The 19,428-nt window shown below is 74.5% G+C and carries 17 protein-coding genes; 4 read left to right on the top strand and 13 right to left on the bottom strand.

Annotation, left to right across the window (positions count from 1 at the left end):
* The first annotated feature begins 83 nt into the window (after window positions 1-83).
* Both ACI782_RS21150 and ACI782_RS21145 read left to right on the top strand, forming a co-directional pair.
* On the top strand, window positions 84-2,045 hold the full coding sequence (locus tag ACI782_RS21150; protein ID WP_456912065.1) for an alpha/beta-hydrolase family protein: 1,962 nt from the start codon (window positions 84-86) through the stop codon (window positions 2,043-2,045).
* Window positions 2,046-2,109: 64 nt separating this feature from the next.
* Window positions 2,110-2,601 carry a hypothetical protein gene (locus ACI782_RS21145; RefSeq protein ID WP_456912064.1) on the top strand — a complete coding sequence of 164 codons (492 nt, stop codon included), beginning with the start codon at window positions 2,110-2,112 and terminating at the stop codon, window positions 2,599-2,601.
* Window positions 2,602-2,639: 38 nt separating this feature from the next.
* Here the strand turns inward: ACI782_RS21145 and ACI782_RS21140 are convergent, their stop codons facing one another.
* The 6 genes from ACI782_RS21140 to ACI782_RS21115 form a co-directional block, all read right to left on the bottom strand.
* Complete coding sequence (locus ACI782_RS21140; RefSeq protein ID WP_456912063.1) at window positions 2,640-3,704, bottom strand: YeiH family protein; 1,065 nt, start codon at window positions 3,702-3,704, stop codon at window positions 2,640-2,642.
* Window positions 3,701-4,318 carry an RBBP9/YdeN family alpha/beta hydrolase gene (locus ACI782_RS21135; protein WP_456912062.1) on the bottom strand — a complete coding sequence of 206 codons (618 nt, stop codon included), beginning with the start codon at window positions 4,316-4,318 and terminating at the stop codon, window positions 3,701-3,703. Before ACI782_RS21135 ends, ACI782_RS21140 begins: the two co-directional genes overlap by 4 nt.
* On the bottom strand, window positions 4,315-5,622 hold the full coding sequence (locus ACI782_RS21130; RefSeq protein WP_456912061.1) for an MFS transporter: 1,308 nt from the start codon (window positions 5,620-5,622) through the stop codon (window positions 4,315-4,317). Before ACI782_RS21130 ends, ACI782_RS21135 begins: the two co-directional genes overlap by 4 nt.
* A gap of 138 nt (window positions 5,623-5,760) precedes the next feature.
* Window positions 5,761-6,813, bottom strand: coding sequence for a 3-keto-5-aminohexanoate cleavage protein (locus tag ACI782_RS21125; RefSeq protein ID WP_456912060.1), 1,053 nt, complete (start codon window positions 6,811-6,813; stop codon window positions 5,761-5,763).
* Between the two features lie 31 nt (window positions 6,814-6,844).
* On the bottom strand, window positions 6,845-7,759 hold the full coding sequence (locus tag ACI782_RS21120; protein WP_456912059.1) for a TauD/TfdA dioxygenase family protein: 915 nt from the start codon (window positions 7,757-7,759) through the stop codon (window positions 6,845-6,847).
* 47 nt (window positions 7,760-7,806) lie between these two features.
* Window positions 7,807-8,796 carry a quinone oxidoreductase family protein gene (locus ACI782_RS21115; RefSeq protein WP_456912058.1) on the bottom strand — a complete coding sequence of 330 codons (990 nt, stop codon included), beginning with the start codon at window positions 8,794-8,796 and terminating at the stop codon, window positions 7,807-7,809.
* A gap of 216 nt (window positions 8,797-9,012) precedes the next feature.
* On the opposite strand from ACI782_RS21115, the gene ACI782_RS21110 reads away from it, so the two are divergent.
* The gene (locus ACI782_RS21110) at window positions 9,013-10,026 is read left to right on the top strand and encodes an AraC family transcriptional regulator (protein WP_456912057.1); all 1,014 of its coding nucleotides are present in this window, start codon (window positions 9,013-9,015) and stop codon (window positions 10,024-10,026) included.
* A 20-nt stretch (window positions 10,027-10,046) separates the two neighbouring features.
* On the opposite strand, the gene ACI782_RS21105 is transcribed toward ACI782_RS21110, so the two are convergent.
* From ACI782_RS21105 to ACI782_RS21095, 3 genes are all read right to left on the bottom strand, one after another.
* A complete protein-coding gene (locus tag ACI782_RS21105) occupies window positions 10,047-11,309 on the bottom strand; it encodes a cation:proton antiporter (RefSeq protein WP_456912056.1) in 1,263 nt (420 codons plus the stop codon).
* A gap of 52 nt (window positions 11,310-11,361) precedes the next feature.
* Window positions 11,362-11,895 (bottom strand): LURP-one-related/scramblase family protein, encoded by a 534-nt coding sequence (locus tag ACI782_RS21100; RefSeq protein ID WP_456912055.1) that lies wholly within the window; start codon window positions 11,893-11,895, stop codon window positions 11,362-11,364.
* A 121-nt stretch (window positions 11,896-12,016) separates the two neighbouring features.
* Window positions 12,017-12,331, bottom strand: a complete 315-nt coding sequence (locus tag ACI782_RS21095) for a hypothetical protein (RefSeq protein WP_456912054.1) — start codon at window positions 12,329-12,331, stop codon at window positions 12,017-12,019.
* Window positions 12,332-12,641: 310 nt separating this feature from the next.
* Between ACI782_RS21095 and ACI782_RS21090 the strand changes: the two genes are divergently transcribed.
* Window positions 12,642-13,556, top strand: a complete 915-nt coding sequence (locus tag ACI782_RS21090) for a YhjD/YihY/BrkB family envelope integrity protein (RefSeq protein WP_456912053.1) — start codon at window positions 12,642-12,644, stop codon at window positions 13,554-13,556.
* A gap of 125 nt (window positions 13,557-13,681) precedes the next feature.
* Here ACI782_RS21090 and ACI782_RS21085 read toward each other — a convergent pair whose 3' ends face one another.
* From ACI782_RS21085 to arcC, 4 genes are read right to left on the bottom strand one after another with little or no spacing between them, the layout of a single operon-like run.
* On the bottom strand, window positions 13,682-14,815 hold the full coding sequence (locus ACI782_RS21085) for a carboxylate-amine ligase (RefSeq protein ID WP_456912052.1): 1,134 nt from the start codon (window positions 14,813-14,815) through the stop codon (window positions 13,682-13,684).
* 18 nt (window positions 14,816-14,833) lie between these two features.
* Window positions 14,834-15,679 carry a class II glutamine amidotransferase gene (locus ACI782_RS21080; RefSeq protein WP_456912051.1) on the bottom strand — a complete coding sequence of 282 codons (846 nt, stop codon included), beginning with the start codon at window positions 15,677-15,679 and terminating at the stop codon, window positions 14,834-14,836.
* Window position 15,680: 1 nt separating this feature from the next.
* The gene (locus ACI782_RS21075; protein WP_456912050.1) at window positions 15,681-18,491 is read right to left on the bottom strand and encodes a cation-translocating P-type ATPase; all 2,811 of its coding nucleotides are present in this window, start codon (window positions 18,489-18,491) and stop codon (window positions 15,681-15,683) included.
* The gene (gene arcC / locus ACI782_RS21070) at window positions 18,488-19,420 is read right to left on the bottom strand and encodes a carbamate kinase (protein ID WP_456912049.1); all 933 of its coding nucleotides are present in this window, start codon (window positions 19,418-19,420) and stop codon (window positions 18,488-18,490) included. Before arcC ends, ACI782_RS21075 begins: the two co-directional genes overlap by 4 nt.
* Window positions 19,421-19,428 lie beyond the last annotated feature (8 nt).

Genomic DNA, 19,428 nt, shown 5'->3' with positions numbered 1-19,428 from the left:
CGGGCGGAACTCCTACCAGGAGGATGAGCCGCGGACGCCGGCCGGCACCGCACCATCCCGCCATGGGACGAGCAGGAGCGCGGATGCGACGACGGATCCCGGTGCGGCTGCCCGAGCCGGGCTCGCCTCCGGACGTCGGGCTGCTGGTGGCCGCGGCGACGGCGCCCGCCACGTTCGCACCGTCGCTCTCCACGCGGACGCCCCTCGACCAGGGCCTGGTGACGGGGCTGGCGACGGGGCTGCACTTCCTGCTGTCGGTCGCGGCCCAGGACGCGCTGGAGGCCACCGGCCGGTCGATCGTCGGCGCAGCGGCGTCCCCGGCCGCCCGGCGCGCCGGCACGATCGCGGTCGACTGCGCCGCGGTGCCCCTGGGGCTCGGCCTGCTCCGGGCCCTGCCGCCGCGGGCCGAGGACCCGTTCCGGGGGGCCGTGCGCCAGGCCGCCTGGCGGCTCGGTGCCACCGGCCTGAGCGGCGCGCTGCTGGGCGGCGCCCAGCTCGGCGCGCGGGCGCTCGACGACCGCCTGCGGCTCGGGGGGCGCCTGGCCGCCGTCCCGCTGGCGGTCCCGGTCGGCCTGGGGGTCGCCTTCGTGCTGGACCGGGTCCGCGCGGGGAAGCCCGCCGAGCGCACCGACGGGGCACCGTCGCCGCTGACGTCGCTGGCCGCCGCGTCGGGGGTCGTCGGGTCCCTCGCCGGCGTCGCCTACGCCGAGCACGCCCTCACCGACCTCGTCGCCCGCCGGCTGGCCGCGGTCCTGCCCGGGCCGCCCCCTCTCTGGCGACTGGCGGGGCACGCCGGCTCCCTCGCCGGCATGGGGCTCGGCGTCTCCACGCTGTGGCACCGGGCGATGCGGCGGATCGAGGCGCGGACGTCGGTCGACGTCCCGGTGCTCGAGCCGGGCGAGGGCGACAGGTGGGTGCCGTCGACGGTCAGCGGGGGCCCCGGCAGCCTCGTCGCCTGGGAGGGCATGGGACGCGACGGCCGGCTGCACGCCCTCGCGTCGGTCCGCCCCGAGCCGCTGATCGACCCTCCGGCCGGGGTGCCGGACCTGTCGATCGAGACCGTCATGGGCACGCCCGCCCGGGCCGCCCCCGTCCAGGTGTACGTCGGGCTGGACAACGCGCCGACCCGGCGGGAGCGGGTGGACCTCGCGATGGCCGAGCTGGAGCGGACCGGCGCGTTCGACCGCTCCTTGCTCGTCCTCGTCTCGCCGACCGGCACCGGCTACGTCAACTACGTCGCCGTCGCCGCGCTGCAGTACCTCGCGCTCGGCGACGTCGCCACGGTGACCCTGCAGTACTCGCGCCGCCCGTCGCCGCTGTCCCTCGGAATGGTCCCCCGGGCCCGGGAGCAGAACCGGCTGCTGTGGCAGCGGGTGCTGAAGCGTCTCCGCGACCGCCCGGGTCCCCGTCCGCGCGTCGTGCTGTTCGGCGAGAGCCTCGGCGCGCACACCAGCCAGGACGTGTTCCTGCACTGGGGGACGCTCGGTCTCGACGCGCTGGGGATCGACCGGGCGCTGTGGATCGGGACGCCGTACGGGAGCAAGTGGATGCGCCAGGTGACCCGCGGCGACCGCCTCGACGTCGACGCCGACGCCGTCGCGGTCGTCAACGACCACGCCCAGCTCGCCGCCCTGGTCGAGCGGCGGGGGGGCCGTGCGCCGCGCTTCGTGCTGCTCAGCCACGACAACGACGGCGTGACGAAGTTCGGGCCGGACCTGCTCTGGTACCCCCCGGACTGGCTGGGCCCCACCCGGCCCCGCCCGGAGCCGGTCGTCGCGGGAAGCCCGCGCGGGATCCCCCCGGCCATGCGGTGGCGGCCGGTGACGACGTTCTTCCAGAGCCTCGTGGACATGAAGAACGCGCAGACGTCCGGGCCCTTCGGGGCGACGCAGCACGACTACCGCGCGGACCTGCCCCGCTTCCTCAGCGACGTGTTCGAGCTGCCCGCGTCCGAGGAGCAGCTCGTCCGGATCGAGGAGGTCCTCCAGGCGCGCGAGACCGTGCGGGAGCGGCTGTTCGCCGTCGTCCCGGGGGCCGTCGGCTGACCGGGCCGCACATCCTCCGGACCGGACGGTGCGCGCGGCAGCGGCGGGGGTCGACGCTGCCGCCATGCGGGCGAGTCTCGAAGCGCACCTCGGGTCGCGGCAGGTCGGCAAGGTGGTCTACGGCTCGATCATCGGCCTGGCCCTGGTCGTGGCGATCGAGAAGCACCCGCCGGAGGCGTGGGTCATGGCCGTCTGGCTGCTCGGGACGGCCCTGGCGGTCGGGCTGGCCGAGCTCTACAGCGAGGTCGTCGGCGCCGAGACGAGCACCCGGCGGCCGGTCACCCGTCCCCAGGTCGGGCACATGGCCGAGGACGCCGGGGCGGTCGGCTTCGGCGTCGCCTTCCCCGCCGTGTTCTTCCTGCTGTCCGCGCTCGGGCTGCTCGAGGTCCACACCGCGTTCACGGTCGCCAAGTGGACGGGCCTGGGCCTGATCGGCTTCTACGGGTACTGGGCGGCCCGGTTCGCCGGCGCGGCGACCCACAACGCCCTGCTCAAGGGCGCGCTCGTGGCGCTCATCGGGGCCGGGCTGATCGCGCTGAAGGCGCTGGTCCACTGACCGGCGGACGCCCAGTCGTCGCCGCATCCGTCCGGGGGTCAGCCGCCCAGGAGCAGGACGCCGGCGAGGGACACGCCGGCGATGAACAGGGTGGCGACCGCCGCGACGAGCAGCACCCGCCCGCTGCCCCGGAACAGTGACGCGAGCCGCACGCCGGCACCCATCCCGAACAGCGCCGCCCCCAGCGTCGCGACCTGGACGTGCTCGACCACCTCGAGAACACCCGCGGGGACCACCCCCGTGCTGCGCAGCGCGACGCAGGCGAGGAACCCGAGCACGAACAGCGGGACCAGCGGCGGCTGCTTCCCGGCCGGACGCCGATCGGGGTCGGCCTTCCGGCGCCGGACGCTGACCGCGGCGACAACCGGTGCCAGCAGCAGCACCCGCGTCAGCTTGACCACGACGGCGACCGCCACGACGGCCGCACCACCGGCGCCGGCCGCCGCGACGACCTGGCCGACCTCCTGGATGCTCGCGCCGGCCCAGACGCCGAACTGGACGTCGCTGAGCCCGAGCGGCTGCTGCAGCAGGGGCAGCAGCACCATCGCCACGGTGCCGAACAGGGTGACCATCGCGATGCCCACCGCGACGTCCTCCTCGTCGGCGCCCGCGGTCTCCTCCATGGCGGCGATGGCCGAGGCGCCGCAGATGGCGAAGCCGGTCCCGATCAGCAGGCTGCGCGCCCGGCCCAGCCGCGCCCGGTTGCCCAGCCACGTGGTGACCACGAGCGTGGCGACGAGGGTGCCCGCGACGAGCGCGATCGTGCCCGCCCCCAGTGCCACGATCGCCCCGAAGGACACCCCGAACCCGAGCAGCACGATCCCCGTCCGCAGCAGCCGCTTGGTCAGGCGCCCCAGCTCCGGCCGCGCCGCCGCGAGCAGCAGCCGGGTGTTGCCGGCGACCATGCCGAGCGCCACGGCCCAGGTGAGGACGCCGACGGCGGGGACCAGGTGGTGGGCCAGCAGCGCCGCGCCGAGGCCCACCGCGGCGGCGAGCAGCCCCGGCCACGGTGCGCGGCGGCGTCCCTCCGGGGACGGCGCGGCGTCCGGAGCGCAGCGCTCGACTGCGCTCCCGGCGACGGCCACCGGCTCGACGGCGGTCACGCGGGCACCCGCTGCAGCCGGTGCAGCGGGACGTCGTCCGGTTCCGGCTGCACGGCACCGCCGCCCAGGGCCCGGATCAGCTCCGCGCCCCCGGGCCAGTCGCCGAACCCCGACGCCGGGTCGAGGTGCCCGACGGCGCCGAGCGAGTGCCAGCGGCTCCCCCACGCCCGGGCCAGCGCCCGCAGCCGCACCGGGTTGGCGAGCGGGTCGTCGGTGCTCGCCGCGACGATGCTGGGGAAGGGCAGCGGGCGGCGCGGGATCGGCAGCCAGCCGTGGTGGCGCAGTCGCTGGATCGACGGGTACTCCGCGGGCAGCGGGGCGGCGAGGGTCGGCGGGGTCGCCAGCAGCGCCCCGCGGACCGCCGTCCCGCCGTACCCGGCCGCCCAGTGCACGGCGACCAGGGCGCCGGCGCCGTGGGCCACGAGGACCACCGGCCCGTCCATGTCGTCGACGGTCTGCTCCAGCAGGGCCACGCGGGCCCGCAGGCTCGGCTCGGTCCGCCCGAGCGGGGGGACGCACCGCGCGCCGGGCAGCGTCGCGGCCAGCCGCGTCTGCCAGTGGTCCTCCACGGCGCCGCGCAGGCCGGGCACGAGGACGACGGTCGCCGCGGTCATCGGGTCCCTCCCGCGGCGTTCACCCGGGCGAGGCTCGCCGGGTACGCCCGGCGGCCCAGCACCAGCGCGACCAGCGCGCCGGCCGCGGCCAGGGGCACGAGCTGCATCGCACCGACCAGGCCCAGCCGGTCGGCGAGGATGCCGGTGACGAGCGGTCCCGCGGCCAGGCCGAGCAGGCTGTTGGCCAGGGTGAGCACGCCGAACGCGGTCGCCCGGATCGACTCGTGGGTCAGGTTGGACACCATCGCGCCGGCCGGGCCGGTGGTGCCGGCGGCGAAGAAGACGCCGACCGCCAGGAGCAGGAGCTGCCCCGCACCGGGCGCCAGGCTGAACCCGGCGCCGAGGCAGACCAGCGACACCAGGGAGTAGACGACGGCCGACGTCCACTTGCGGATCGCCGCGCGCCGGCTCAGCCGGTCGGTGACCCAGCCGCAGGCGATCATGCCGAGGCCCATGGAGAGGATGGCGACGGCGGCGACGGCGGCCGCCCGGTCCGGCGGCAGGCCGTAGGCGCGGTTGAGGTAGCTGGGCAGCCAGGCGAACAGCGAGCCGGCGATGAACAGCTGCAGGCCGCTGCCGACGTAGGCGCAGATCACCGACGGCGTGCTGACCAGCGTGCGCAGCCGCGCCCGGCCCCCCGTCGACAGGGGCTCACCGTCGTCGGCGTCGGCGACGCGGTACCGCTCGAGCTTCGCGTCGCTCACCACGAGCCGGTAGAGCGCCACCAGGACCAGGCCGAGGAGGGCCATGGCCGCGAACGACCAGCGCCAGCCGAACTGGACGGCGAGCCAGCCACCGAGTGCGACGCCGAGCACCGAGCCGAACGAGCCGCCGGCCATGAAGGCACCGGTGAAGGACGCCCGGCGGTAGGCGGGGAACACGGCCAGGACGACGGCCAGCCCGACGCTGCCGTAGGCGGCCTCACCGACGCCGATGAAGACGCGGGCCAGCATCAGCTGCTCGTAGTTGGCCGCGACCGCGGAGCCGGCCGTGGCCAGGCTCCAGATCGTGGCCATGAGGACGATCGCGCGGCCCCGGCCCCAGCGGTCGCCGAGCAGGGACAGCGGGACGGCCAGGAGCCCGACGGTCAGCGCGACGACACTGGTGAGCGCGCCGAGCTGCGTGTCGGTCAGCGCCCACTCCGCCTTGAGGAAGGGGAAGACGGCCGAGAGGACCTGCCGGGACATGTAGTCCGACAGCAGGAGGGCGAACGTGAGGACGAAGACGACCCAGGGGAACACCCGGCGGGCTCGAGGAGTGGGGGCCCGGCCGGCGACGGGGCCCTCGGCGAGCAGCGATGTCATGGCGACACTCCAGTGCGACGGAGGGTACGACGCCGTGCCCCGTTCCGGCGTGCGCGTGGGAGCGGTCGGCGGCGGACGCGCCGTCCGCCGCCGACAGGAGGCGGGGGGTGCGGCCCGGAGGCGCGCACCCCCCGCTGGTCAGGCGTGGTGGAGGAAGCCGACCTGGCCGGGCCGGCGGTTCGGCGGGTAGCCGAGCCTGGCCAGCGCCTCGTCGGCGCTGCCCCAGTACTCGCCGAGCTTGTAGATCTCGCGGGCTTCCTTGCCGGTGGCGACCTCGCGGCCGAGCTCGTCGGCGATCCGCACCAGCTGGCGGACGGCGTCCGCGGAGGTGCACTTCTCGCCGAGCCGGCCCCACAGGGTGTCCTCGTTGCCGCAGCGGGTGTGCAGGCCGAGGGCGATCGCCATCGTGTTGATCGGCAGGACGTTGCGCATGATGCTCTCGAGCGTCAGCGACGCGCCGTCGGGCACCCGGCGGATGAACTCCATCATCGTGTAGGGGTTCGGACCGTCGAAGCCGCCGCCGATCGCCACCCACGTGATGTTCAGCGGGCCGGTGTAGACCCCGCGGCGGACCAAGCGCTCCACGGTCTCCAGCTGCGCGGAGTGGGCCAGCTGGAAGTGCGGCTGGATGCCGGCCGCGACCAGGCGCCGCAGGTGCTCCTCGACCCAGGCCGGGCTCGCGGGCACCTCCATGTTCCGGTAGGTCTCGTAGAGCTCGGGGCGCTGGAACGAGGTGCCGGCGATGTCCGAGTCGGTCATCAGCTCGACGATGTTCATCTGCGACGTGTTGATCGCGATGGTCACCTGGTCGGGCTTCGGGTCGAGCTCGGCGAGCATGTGCCGGGTGTCGTCGGAGAGCCAGCGGGCCTCGGCGCCCTCGCCCTCGGGGGCGAAGGAGATCGAGCCGCCGACCTGCAGGATCATTTCCGGGACGGCCTCGCGCAGCCGGCGCAGCAGCTCGTTGAACTGGGACAGCCGCTTGGAGCCCTTGCCGTCGAGCTCGCGCACGTGGATGTGCAGCACCGTGGCGCCGGCGTCCCAGCAGTCCACGGCCTGCTGGACGTGCTGGTCCATGGTCAGCGGGATGTCCTCGGGGAAGTCGGCCGGCTCCCACTCCGGCCCATAGGGGGCCGCGGTGATGACCAGCTTCTCCTGGTTCTCGGGGAACAGGGAGTCGTCGAGGAAGTGCACGTCAGTCTCCTGGGGATCGCGGGGGGGCGGGTCAGAACGCGGCGCCGACGATCCCGGCGCGCTCCATCTTGCGGACGCCGGGCCAGTAGTCCTGGACGGCGTAGTGCTGGGTGCAGCGGTTGTCCCAGATGGCGAAGCTGTTCTCCGTCCACCGCCAGCGGACCTGGTACTCCGGGACGGCGGCCTGGCGGATCAGGTAGTTGAGCAGCTCGCTCGCACCGGGCGAGTAGTCGAAGCCGAAGCGCACGTTCTCCGGCGTGTGGTAGTTCACGAAGTGCGTCGTGAACGCGTTGACGAAGAGGAACTCCTCCCCCGTCTCGGGGTGGGTCCGCACCACGGGGTGCTCGGCGTCGGGGAACCGGGCGTGCAGGGCCCGCCGCTGCTCGTCGGGCATCGCCGCGCCGAAGCTGGCCTCGATGCTGTGCCGCGCGCGCAGGCCGGCGATCCGCTCCTTCACGTGCGCCGGCAGCCGGCGGTACGCCTCGGCCATGTTGACCCAGATGGTGTCGCCGCCGACGGAGGGCGTCTCGACGCAGCGGAGCACCGAGCCCAGGGGCGGGACCTCGCGCCAGGTCGCGTCGCAGTGGAAGGCGTTCTCGTAGTGCTCGGGCCTGCTGTCGAGGTCCTTGTAGATGCGGACCAGGCCGGGGTGGTCGGGGTCGCTGCCGGCGACCGGGTGGTCCTCGAGCGGCCCGAACCGCTCGGCCAGCGCGACGTGCTCGGCGCGGGTGATGTCCTGGTCGCGGACGAAGAGGACCTTGTACCGCAGCAGCAGGGCCCGGAGCGTGGCGAAGAGGTCGTCGTCCCGGGACGCCTCGGCGAGGCTGACCGAGCGCAGCTCGGCGCCGATGGTGGCGGTCAGGGGGATGACCTCGACGGCGGGGGAACCGACCCACAGCGACGGCACCTGCTGGCGCTGGTCGGCGTGGTCGAGGACGGTGTGCATGGCGGTGCTCCTGTTCGGTGGGGGTGGGTGGGACGGGGTCGGCGGGCTCAGGCGCCCGCCGGCTCCAGGCAGAAGACCGAGGACCCGACGCTGCGGCCGGACTCCAGGTCGCGGTGCGCCGTGACGGCGTCCTCGAGGGCGTAGCGCTGGTTGACCTCGACGGTGATCCGGCCGGAGGCGACGTGGTCGAAGAGCTCGCCGGCGAGTGCGGCGCGCTCCCAGGGGTCGGCGATGTAGTCGGCCAGGGCGGGGCGGGTGATGAAGAGCGACCCCTTGACCGCCAGCTGCATCGCGTCGATCGGCGGGATGGGGCCGGACGACGTCCCGAAGCACACGAGCAGGCCGCGCCGGCTGAGTGAGTCCAGGGACGAGGCGAACGTCGTCCGGCCGATGCTGTCGAAGGCGACGGGGACGCCGGCGCCGTCGGTGAGCTCGCGCACCCGGGCCGCGACGTCCTCGCGCGGGTAGACGATCGTGTGCGCGCACCCGTGCGCCCGGGCGATCTCGGCCTTCTCGTCGGTGGAGACCGTGCCGATCACCTCGACGCCGAGCAGCCGGGCCCACTGGGTGAACAGGAGCCCCACGCCTCCGGCCGCGGCGTGCAGCAGGACGGTCGTGCCGGGCTCGAGGTCGGTGATCCTCCGCAGCAGGTAGCCGCAGGTGAGACCGCGCATCGTCATGGCGGCCGCGGTCTCGAACGGGATGGCGTCGGGCAGCGGGATCAGCGGCGTGGTGTCCATGACCCGCTCGGTGCTGTAGGCGCCCAGCGGGCTGCCGGTGTAGGTCACCCGGTCACCCGGTGCGACGTCGGTGACCTCGGGCCCGACGTCCTCGACCACGCCGGCCGCCTCCACGCCCATGCCGGCGGGCAGCGGCGCGGGGTAGAGCCCGGTGCGGAAGTAGGTGTCGGCGAAGTTCAGCCCGACGGCCTCGTGGCGGACCCTCACCTGTCCGGGGCCGGGCTCGCCGACCGGGAAGGACTCCCAGCGCAGCACCTCCGGGCCACCGGTCTCGTGGAAGCGGATGCCCTTGGCCATGGCGGGTCTCTCCTTCTCGGGGCGCGCGACGGCACGGCGAGGAGCACGTGCCGGATGGGTCTCGGCGGTGCGGGGTCGTTCTCGGCCGCCGTCCGGGAGGCGGTCCGCCCGCTCTCTCCGATGGCAAAGACTGTGGCAGCCGCCACCGCCTCGGGCTGTACCGATCCGGACAGTGCGCTTAGCCTCTTCGGACACCCCCGGAGGTGGGGAGGCCCGATGACCCCCTCGGTCCGCTGCGCGACGCTCGACGGCTACGTGGGACTCGCGCGCTCCTGCGGGCTCGACCCGGCTCGCCTGCTGCGGGAGTCGGGGCTGGACGTCGCGGACCTCGCCGTCCCCGACACCTGGATCCCCGCAGCGGCGGTCGCCCGGCTGCTGGAGCGCTCGGCCCGGCTGTCCGGCCGCGAGGACCTCGGCCTGCGGCTGGCCGGCCTGCGGCGGCTGGCCACGCTGGGGCCGCTGAGCGTGGTGCTGCGGCAGGAGCCCCGGCTGCGGGACGCGCTGGCGCTGCTGATCCGGTACGAGCACAGCTACAACGAGGCGCTGCGGCTGCGGCTGGACGAGGGCGACGACCTGGCGACCATGCGGCTGTGGTTCGAGTTCGGCGAGCCCGCGCCGACCCGGCAGGCGTCGGAGCTGGCGACCGCGGCGCTGCTGGGGATCGTGCGGGAGCTGCTCGGCGAGCGGTGGGAGCCGCTGTCGGTGTGCTTCTCCCACGGGGCGCCGGCCTCCCCCGCCACGCACCACGCGGTGCTCGGGCCGCGGCTGCAGTTCGGGCACGCGTTCACCGGGCTGGTCCTCTACGCCGGCGACCTCGACGCCGCGAACACCGCGGTCGACCCGCTGCTGCGGCCCTACGCGCGGCGGTTCCTGGAGGTGCTCGGCAGCCCGCGGGCCCCGACGGCCACCGGCCAGGTGCGGGAGCTGGTCGAGATGCTGCTCCCGCTCGGCCGCTGTTCCACCGCGCAGGTCGCGCGCAGCCTGGGGGTGACCCCGCGGACCCTGCACCGGCACCTGGCCGCCGACGGCGAGTCCTTCTCGGGGATCGTGCACGCGACACGGGAGGCGCTGGCCGAGCGCTACCTCGCGACCGAGCGGTACTCGCTGACCGACGTCTCCCAGCTGCTCGGGTTCACCGCGCCCAGCGCCTTCTCCCGGTGGTTCCGCGCGCGCTTCGGCGTCAGCCCCACCGAGTGGCGCTCCCGGGCGCAGCAGGTGCCGGCGGGCTGAGTCCCCTCCCCCGCCGGCGCTCACCCGCGATGGGCGGAGCGACGGCGAGGCAGCCCGCGTACCGGCAGTTCGGGGACCGGGCCGCCGCGTTCCGGGCCGCGGGCCGCGCCGCTCCGGCCGTAGCGGGCGGCCAGCGGCGCGGCGGTGATCCCGTGGGCGAGGACGCTGAGGAACACGGTCGCCGCGATGACGGCCACGGCCTCGTCGGCGGCCGGCCCCAGCTCCTCGAGCGCCAGCAGGGCGAACACCAGGGACGCCAGACCGCGGGGGCCGAACCAGCCGATGAACGCCACGGTGGCCGGGTCAAGACCGGAACCGATCAGGGCCACCGCGACCGGGACCATCCGCACGACGGTCAGGCTGAGGAGCGCGTACAGCGCCACGGTCCCGGTCGCGCGGGCGAGCAGGATCGGCACCGCGATCGCGCCGAAGGCCGACCACACCAGCAGCGACACCAGGCCACCGGCCTGCTCGGTGAAGACCAGCTCGGCGGGGCCGCGCCGACCGGCCGTCGCGGCGAAGGCCAGCCCGCCGCAGAAGGCCGCGACGAAACCGTTGCCGTGCACGGCGAGTGCCGCGGCGTAGGCGGTGAGGGCCAGCGCGAGCACCGCGGGCCCGGCGAAGTCCTCCGCGACCCAACCCCGGCCGCGCGCCCGGCGCAGCAGCTCCCCGCCGGCCGCGCCGACGGCCACCCCCGCGACCACGCCGATCCCCAGCTCGAGCAGCGCCTGTCCCAGCCCGGGGGCCTCCGCGCGTCCCTCCGCCGACGCCGCGCCGGCCAGGGCGAACACGACGACGGGCGTGGCGATCCCGTCGTTGAGTCCGCTCTCCACGTTGATCAGCCGCCGCAGCCGGGACGGCACCGCCGGGTTGGTCACCACCGGGGTCCCCAGCGCGGCGTCGGTGGGCGCCAGCGCGCCGCCGACCAGCAGGGCGAGCCACAGCCCGAGACCGGGGAACAGCCACGCCGCGAGTCCCCAGCCGGCGACCACGGTCATCGGCAGGCCGATCGCCAGCAGCCGGACGTACCGCCCGGCGTCGGAGCGCAGGTCGTGGACCCGGACGCGTGCGGCATCGGCGAACAGGACCCACACGAGGGTGGTCTCGACCAGGGGCTTGAGGGTCTCCGGAGCGGTGGTGGCGTCGACCAGCCCGCACGCGGCGAGCACGGCGCCGACCGCCACGAACACGATCGGGGCGCTCAGGTCCGCCCGCTCCAGCCGCGCCGACACCACGCCCCACAGGAAGACCGACGCGGCGACGACGAGGACGGCCGTCTCCACGGTCGCCCACCGCCGGCCTCAGGTCCCGTCGCGTCGCGCCGCCGCCCGTTCGTCAGCGCCCTTCGTGCACCATCGCATCGACCGCCACCGTGGCGGCCAGCACGACCACCGGGTCCTGGCCGGGGGCGACCTCCACGCCGTACGTGTCGGCGACCCGGAACCACCTCTTGGAGACGGTGGCCACCGTGGTGCGGCCGTCGGTGAAGGTGTACTCGTGGTCGAGGACGTTCCCCTGGACGTCGAGGTCCGGGCCGTTCTCGACCGTGACGGCCCAGCGGTCCCGGAGGGGGCTGACGAGTGCCTTCCGGACCATTGCCAGTCGGTGGCCGTCGGCGTCCTCGACCTCCATCGAGTCCCTGAGTCGGGCGACCCGTTCCTGGATCCTGGCCAGCTCGCGACCGTCCGCGTCCTCGAGGACGAGGGTCTTGCGCAGCCGGAGGGCCTTGCCGTCCACCTTGTAGGCCCGCTCCCCCGAGTCGGTCTCGATCCAGAAGTCGTCGCCGACCGACATCAGCCGCTGGCGCATCCGGTAGTGGACGGCGCCGTGTCGTTCCTCGCGTCGCTCCGCCCGTCGACCTCGCAGCATGTCCCGCCACCCTCCGTCGTCCGGACGCCGAGCCTCCCGCCGGGACGACGGCAGCGCCTCGTCCGCTCCGGGCGATCCCGCGACGACCCGGCCGCGCGACGGACACGGGGCGCGGAGGCGGTCAGGCCTTCACGAGGCCCTCGCCGAAGTCGTGCAGGATCCGGAAGTGCTCCTGCTGCACCAGCAGGTGTCCGACACCGATGGCCGCGGCGACGGGCCACTCGATGACCCCGACCGCGGCCAGCGTGGCGAGACCGCCGAACCAGACGAGGCTGTCCAGCGGCGGCAGCCGCACCGTGCCGAGGACCGGGAGGGGGACGTTGACGGTGTTGCCCTGGAGAGCGCGCAGCAGCGCGCCGTGACCGATCCGGAGTGTCTGCGCGACGACGGCCGCGTCTGTCGCCTCCGTCGGGACCTGATCCACTGTCGTGACCACTGGCTCGTCCTCTCCCTCGGCCGCGGTCGGGACCGGTCGTGATGATGACTGCCGCGACACGAACCGGGCCTCCTCCGCCGGGGGTGAGTCGCCGGGCCTCCGCGGCGGGTCGGGTCATCCCCGCGGGGGGACGCCCGTCGGTACCGGTGACCTCCTACGGTCGGCTGGGGCGGAGGAGGCGGTCGCGGCCCAGCCAAGCCCGGGCCGGCGAGCGCCACCGGAGTCGGTGGCGCGTCCGGCACCGGGCTGTAGAGCGGCGGGACGGCGCGGTGGTCGCCGCTGTCCCCGGTGCGCGTCGGAGGGAGCCGGGATGCAGACAGGTCATGGCCTCCGGACGGCGGGGCGCCGGCTGGAGGCGACGTTGCTGGGCCGCTCCCTCGGCTCCTTCATGGCCCTCCAGGGGATCGACCGCGCGACCGCCATCGCCGCCCAGGCCTTCACCGCGCTGATCCCGCTGGTCCTGCTCGCCTCCGGGCTGGCGCCGCCCGAGCACCGTGACCTGGTCTCCGACGTCCTCATCCGCAAGTTCACCCTGGAGGGTTCCGCCGCCGACGCGGTGCGCGAGCTCTTCGCGCACCCCTCCGCCGCCTCGACCGGCGTGTTCAGCATCGTGCTCCTCGTCTTCTCCGGCGTCTCCCTGACCAGACGGATGCAACGGATGTACCAGGACGCCTGGCAGCTGTCCCCGCGCCGCGGGGTCAGGGGTTCGCTCAACGCCGCCCTCGCCCTGGCCGTCCTGCTGGTGGAGATCAGCCTGCTCTTCCTCATCCGCACGCTGGTCGGCGCCCTGCCGGCCGGCTGGGCGCTGGGCGGGACCGTCTCCGTGATGGGGAGCCTGCTGCTCTGGACGACCATCCCGTGGCTCCTGCTCGACCGGCGGGTCTCCTGGCGTCGGCTGGTGCCGACCGGGGTGCTGACCGCCGCCTGCGCGGGGGTCTACGCCCTCGCCACCACGGTCTACATGCCCCGCCTGATGTCCACGTACAGCCTGCGGTACGGGCTGTTCGGCGTGACGCTCGCGCTCATCGGGTGGCTGCTCTGCGTCACGTTCATCTTCGTCGCGACGACGATCCTGGCCGCGGAGTTCGACCGCGCCCCGGACCGCTGGGCCACGCGCCTGCGGAACCGGCTCGGTCTGGGCAGGCGCGATCCTGGGGCCACTGACGACCCCCGGCCGGCGGATGGTGAGCTCGCCCCCGGGGACCTCCGCTCCCTGCCCGGCTGACCCTCCTCGGGAAGGTGCGGCCATGTCGGTCGGCGGGTGGGTCCTCGGCTTCCTCTCCCCGTGGTTCACGGTCGCGCCGTGGATCGGATCCGGAGGGGCTCCCGGTGCCCAGGTGCTGCAGCGTCTCAGCGGCCCGACGTCCGGGCGGCCAGAGCGGCGACGAACCCGGCGCGGTCGGCGCCACTGCGCAGCAGCACCCGCTGCGTCGCCGCGCCCGAGCCTCGGGCCATCCGCTGCGCCAGCAGCCCCCGCACCGCGTCCCCGTCCCCCGCGCCGTCGAGGGCGGGCGCGACGCACTCCACCAGCGCCTCGAGGGCGGCCCGCCCCGGGACGAGCGTGCCCCGCTGCGGGTCGACCAGCCGGCCGTCCAGACCGCGCCGGGCGGCGGCGGAGCAGGCCTCCGCGAGCCGCCGGGCGGGGATGGCGGCGACGGGTCGCCCCGCCTCCTCGTCGGCGATCCCGGTCGCCACGAGCGCGCGGCCCAGCGCGGCCAGCAGGACCGTGTCGTCCACGTCGAGGCACGCGTCCGGGATCCGGATCTCGAGCGTGGGATAGCGCGGCGAGAGCCGGGCGAAGTAGTAGACGCTGCCCGGGTCGATCGCCCCGGAGACCGCGATGAGCCGGGTGACCAGCTCGTCGTAGGCGGCGGCGTCGGGGCAGCGGGGCGGCATCGTGAACGTCGGCCATCGCTTCTGCTGCACGTAGCGGTAGCTGCTCCAGCCGGTGTCCCGCCCCGCCCACATCGGCGAGTTGCCGCCCAGGGCGAGCAGGACGGGCAACCACCCGCGGATGCGGTTGAGCACCGCGACCGCCAGGTCGCGGGAGGCGACGCCGACGTGGACGTGGCAGGCGCACGTCACCTCCTCGCCGGTGACCCCCGGGATCTGGCTGAGCAGCCGCCGGTAGCGCGGGTCGTCGGTCAGCGCCGCGATCCTCGGCAGGCCGAACGGCGGGGTGCCGACGGCGACGAGGCACGCCCCGTGCTCCGCCGCGACACCGGCCAGGAGCCGGCGGCGCTCCCGCAGTTGTGCCCTGAGCTCGGCCAGGTCGCGGCACACGCCGGTCGCGCTCTCGACCTGGAAGCGCATCAGCTCCGGCTGGGCGTGCGGGCCGTCCCCGAGCGACGCGATCACCTCCGCGGCGACGGGTGCGGCCTCGCCGTCCGGCCGGAGGAGGAGGAACTCCTCCTCGACGCCCACGGTCGCGGCCACCCCGGGTGCCCCGGCCGGCGGAGCGGCCGCCCCGGAGGCGGCGGTCACCTCACGCTGCCCGGCCGGTCAGCCGGCCGGCTGCAGGAGGCGCGGCGCGAACGGCCGCAGTTCCTCCTCGCCCTGCCGGACGACGACACAGGTGGACTCGGGGACCTCCCGCCAGGCGCCGCGCAGGTTCCCCAGCGGCTCGGAGACCACCAGCCGGGCGTCGTCCGACAGCCGGTGCAGCACCGGGTTGTGGGGGTACTGCGCGCGCAGGGTGGTGATGTCGGCGCTGTGGAACAGCGACCGCGAGCGGCCCTCGCTCGAGTACCGGAACGCCCACAGCGTCTCGCCGTCGGTCGTCGCGACGGTCATCTGGATCGGGAACTGCACCCCCTGCCGCCGTCCGACGTCCTCGATGACCCCGACGGCGCGGGCGACCGCCGCCGGCGGGTCGTCCTCCAGGCCGAAGGTCAACGCCAGGTGGAAGAACAGCTCGGAGTCGGTGGAGCCCTCGATGTCCGGGTAGAGGTCGGGCGCGACGGCGAGCGCCAGGTCCCGCTTCACGTCGCGGAAGCCGGCGATCGCGCCGTTGTGCATCCACAGCCAGCGCCCGTGCCGGAACGGGTGGCAGTTGGTCCGCTGGATCGCCGTCCCCGTCGAGGCCCGGACGTGGGCCAGGACCATCGCGGAGCGGATGTGACCGGACAGCTCACGGAGGTTCCGGTCGTTCCAGGCCGGCTCGGTGCTTCGGAACTGGCCGGCGTACTCGGCGTGCCCGTCGTACCAGCCGAGCCCGAACCCGTCGCCGTTCGTGGGCTCGACGCCCAACCGGGCGTGCAGGCTCTGCACGATGAGCGAGTTCTCCGGCGCGTAGAGCAGGTCCTGCACGAGGACCGGGGACCCGGTGTACGCCAGCCAGCGGCACACGTCAGGCCGCCACGGTCGCCCGCGCCGGGGCCACGGCGGCCTCGACCACGACCGGCGCCGGCGGGCGCTGCCGGCGACGGTGCACCCACTTGTCGAGCTCGACCACGATCGGCATCAGCAGGGCCAGGCCGATGCAGGCGAGCCACTGCAGCCCGGTCAGCGACTGGGCGAGCAGCCCGTTCTGCAGGAAGTCCAGCTCGGTGGAGAGCACCAGCAGGCCGGCCGGGATCACCGACCACTTGACCGCGGTCAGGATCGGCGGGGTCAGCCCCGACGTGGGATCACGTCGCATGACCACGCCGCTGAAGATCGTGCCCAGCCCGATGACGACGTAGCACATCGTCATCGACGCGCTGGCGACGTCGGTGCTGGGCTCGTCCGGGCCGGCGACCAGGGGCACGAGACCCGAGAGGAACAGCACCGTGCCGTACGCGATCCAGCGGACGACCGCCGGGAGGTTGGTGATCGGCACCTTCGGGTCCCGTGGCGGCCGGTCCATGATCTCCGGGTCGGCCGGGTCGAGCAGGATCACCACGACCGGGAAGACCGCCACGAAGAAGTTCAGGAACAGCACCATGAGCGGGGTCATCGCCACGCCGCTGTTGATGTTGAACACCGTGGCGGTGACGAACAGCAGCACCAGCGAGAGCAGCTGGCTCATCTGGTAGCGGATGTAGGAGACGACCTTGCCGTAGATGCTGCGGCCCAGCTCGACGGCGTGCACCAGCGTGCCGAAGTTGTCGTCGGTGAGGACCATCCGCGCGGCCTGCTTGGAGACCTCGCTGCCGGAGCCCATGGCCACCCCGATGTCGGCCTGCTTGAGCGCCGCGGCGTCGTTGACCGCGTCCCCGGTCATCGCGACGATCAGCCCCTCGCCCTGCATGATCCGGGCCAGCCGGAGCTTGTCCTCGGGCGTGACGCGGCCGAACACGTGCAGCCGGGGCAACCTCCGGCGCAGCTCCTCGTCCGAGAGCGCCTGCAGCTCCGCGCCGCTGATCGCGCCCGCCCCCAGCCCGAGCTGCTCGCCGATGGCATGCGCCGTGACGGCGTGGTCACCGGTGATCATCCGGACGTCGATGCCGGCGCGCAGTGCCGTCTCGACGGCGGCCTTGGCCGAGGGCCGCAGCGGGTCGATGATGCCCACCATCCCGACGAAGCCGAGGTCGGTGGTCAGCGTCATGGGGTCGGCCTGCATCGCCCCCAGCTCGTCCTCGCGGACCAGGCGGGCGGCGAAGGCGAGCACCCGCAGGCCCTTCTCCCCCATCTGCCGGTTGGCCCCCTCGATCCGGCCGCGCTCCTCCTCGATCGGCACCTGGGGCGAGCGGAACGGGCCCCCTGCCCGGCTGCACCGGCCCAGGACGACGTCGGGCGCGCCCTTCACCAGCTCCACCACGTGCTCGACCCCGTCGATCGTGACGCGGTGGAAGGTCGCCATGAACTTGTAGTCGGAGTCGAAGGGCACCTCGGTCAGCCGCGGGTAGGCCCGCCGCGTCTCGTCGGCGTCCACGCCCAGCTTGGCGGCGAGCACCACCAGCGCGGCCTCGGTCGGGTCGCCGATGACGGTGCCGTCGTCGCCCACCGTCGCGTCGCTGTCGAGGACCAGCGCGTAGGCCAGCCGGGTGAAGTCGGGCAGCTCGGTGCCGGCCACCGCGCGGATCCCGCCGGTCTTCCGGTAGCCCTCGCCGTCGACGGTGAACCAGGCGCCGTCCACGTACATGGTCGACACCATCATCTCGTTGAGCGTCAGCGTGCCGGTCTTGTCCGTGTTGATCGCGCTGGTCGCGCCGAGGGTCTCGACGTCGGTCAGGTTCTTGACCACGGCCTTGGCCTCGGCCAGCTGCCGGGCGCCGTAGGAGAGCATCGCCTGGACGAAGGTGGGCAGGCCGGTCGGGATGGCCGAGATCGCCATGGCGGTGCCCAGCAGCAGGACGTCCTCGGCCGGCAGGTCCCGGGCGAGGCCCACGACGACGATCAGCGCCACGGCCGTCCACGCCACGATGCCGAGCACCCGGGTGAGCCCGTCGAGCTCCTTCTGCAACGGCGACCGGGTCCGGGTCACCGACGTGAGCATCGTCGCGATCTTGCCCATCTCGGTCTGCATGCCGGTCGCGGTGACGACCATGCTCGCCGTGCCGCGGGTGACCGAGGTGTTCTGGAACAGCATGTTGACCCGGTCACCGAGCCCGACGTCGGGCCCGGTCAGGGTCTCCGCACCCTTGCTGATCGGCGCGCTCTCCCCGGTGAGCGCGGCCTCCTGCGTCTCCAGCGTGGCCGAGGCGACGATCCGCCCGTCGGCGGGCACGACGTCGCCGGCCTCGAGCCGGACCACGTCCCCCGGGACGACCTCCTCGGCCGGGATCTGCTCGTACTGCCCCTCCCGGAGCACGCGGGTCTGCGGCACCTGCAGCTTGGCCAGGGCGTCGACGCTGGCCCGGGCCTTGAGCTCCTGCCGGGTGCCGAGCACCACGTTGAGCAGGACCAGTGCGGCCACGAGCACCGCGGTGGAGACCTGCGCGATGAGCAGGCTGGCCACCGCCACCACGATCAGCATGATGTTCATCGGGTCGCGCAGCTGGGACAGCGCGACCACCCAGATCGACGGCGGCTTCTCACTGGTGAGCTTGTTCGGCCCGGTCTCCTGCAGGCGGCGGGCGGCCTCCCGGTGGGTCAGGCCGTTCCGGACGTCGGCACCGAGGCCGGCGACCACCTGCTCGGGCGGGAGCAGGTACGGCGGGAGCCCCTCGGCGCTGACCGTCCGCTGGACGGGGATCGTCGGCTGGGCCGAGACCCGGGGGTCGGTCGGGGCGCTCATCGGGTCTCCATCCCCTCGGCGTGCACCGAGATCCTGGTCCCGCCGTCACCGGCGAGCATCGAGGACAACTGGTCGAGCGAGCCGATGACCGCCGACCGGCCCGAGGAGCGGGCGAACTGCGCGGCGGCCTCGACCTTCGGTCCCATGGAGCCCGGGGGGAACAGGCCGGGGTCGAGCGCGTCCGGGTGCGCGGCGACGACCGCCCGCTGCTCCGGCGTGCCCCAGTCGAGGTAGACCGCCTCGACGTCGGTCGCGATGACCAGCAGGTCGGCGTGCAGTTCCTGGGCGAGTACGGCACTGGCGCGGTCCTTGTCGATGACCGCCTCGACGCCGACCAGGGTCCGCGTGCCGTGCGGGTACATCGTGGGGATCCCGCCACCGCCGGCGGCGATGACCACGCACCCCCGGGCCAGCAGCCACTCGACCGGGCGGACCTCCACGATGCGCCGGGGCTGCGGCGAGGGGACGACGCGCCGCCAGGAGTCGCCGTCCTGGCGGAAGACCCAGCCGCGCCGCGCGGCGAGCTCCCGGGCGGCGTCGGCGGTGTACCCGGGGCCGACGAACTTCGTCGGCGACTCGAACGCGGGGTCGTCGGGCTCGACCACGATCATCGTCAGGACGGTGGCCAGCGGCTTCTCCGCCGGCAGCAGGTTGCCCAGCTCCTGCTCGATCAGGTAGCCGATCATCCCGTCGGTCTGCGCGCCGAGGATGTCGAAGGGGTAGACCGACGCCGGGTCGTACGCGGCCGCCTGCAGCGCCAGCAGCCCCACCTGCGGCCCGTTGCCGTGGGTGATCACGAGCTCGTGCTCCTCGGCCACGGGTGCGAGCGACTTGCAGGCCACCGCCACGTTGTGGCGCTGCCCCTCGACGGTCATCGGCTCGCCCCGGCGCTGCAGGGCGTTGCCGCCGAGGGCGACGACGATCCTCATGGCCCACC

The organism is Geodermatophilus sp. SYSU D00703 (genome assembly GCF_054050155.1).
This window is presented reverse-complemented; position numbering and strand designations above follow the sequence as displayed.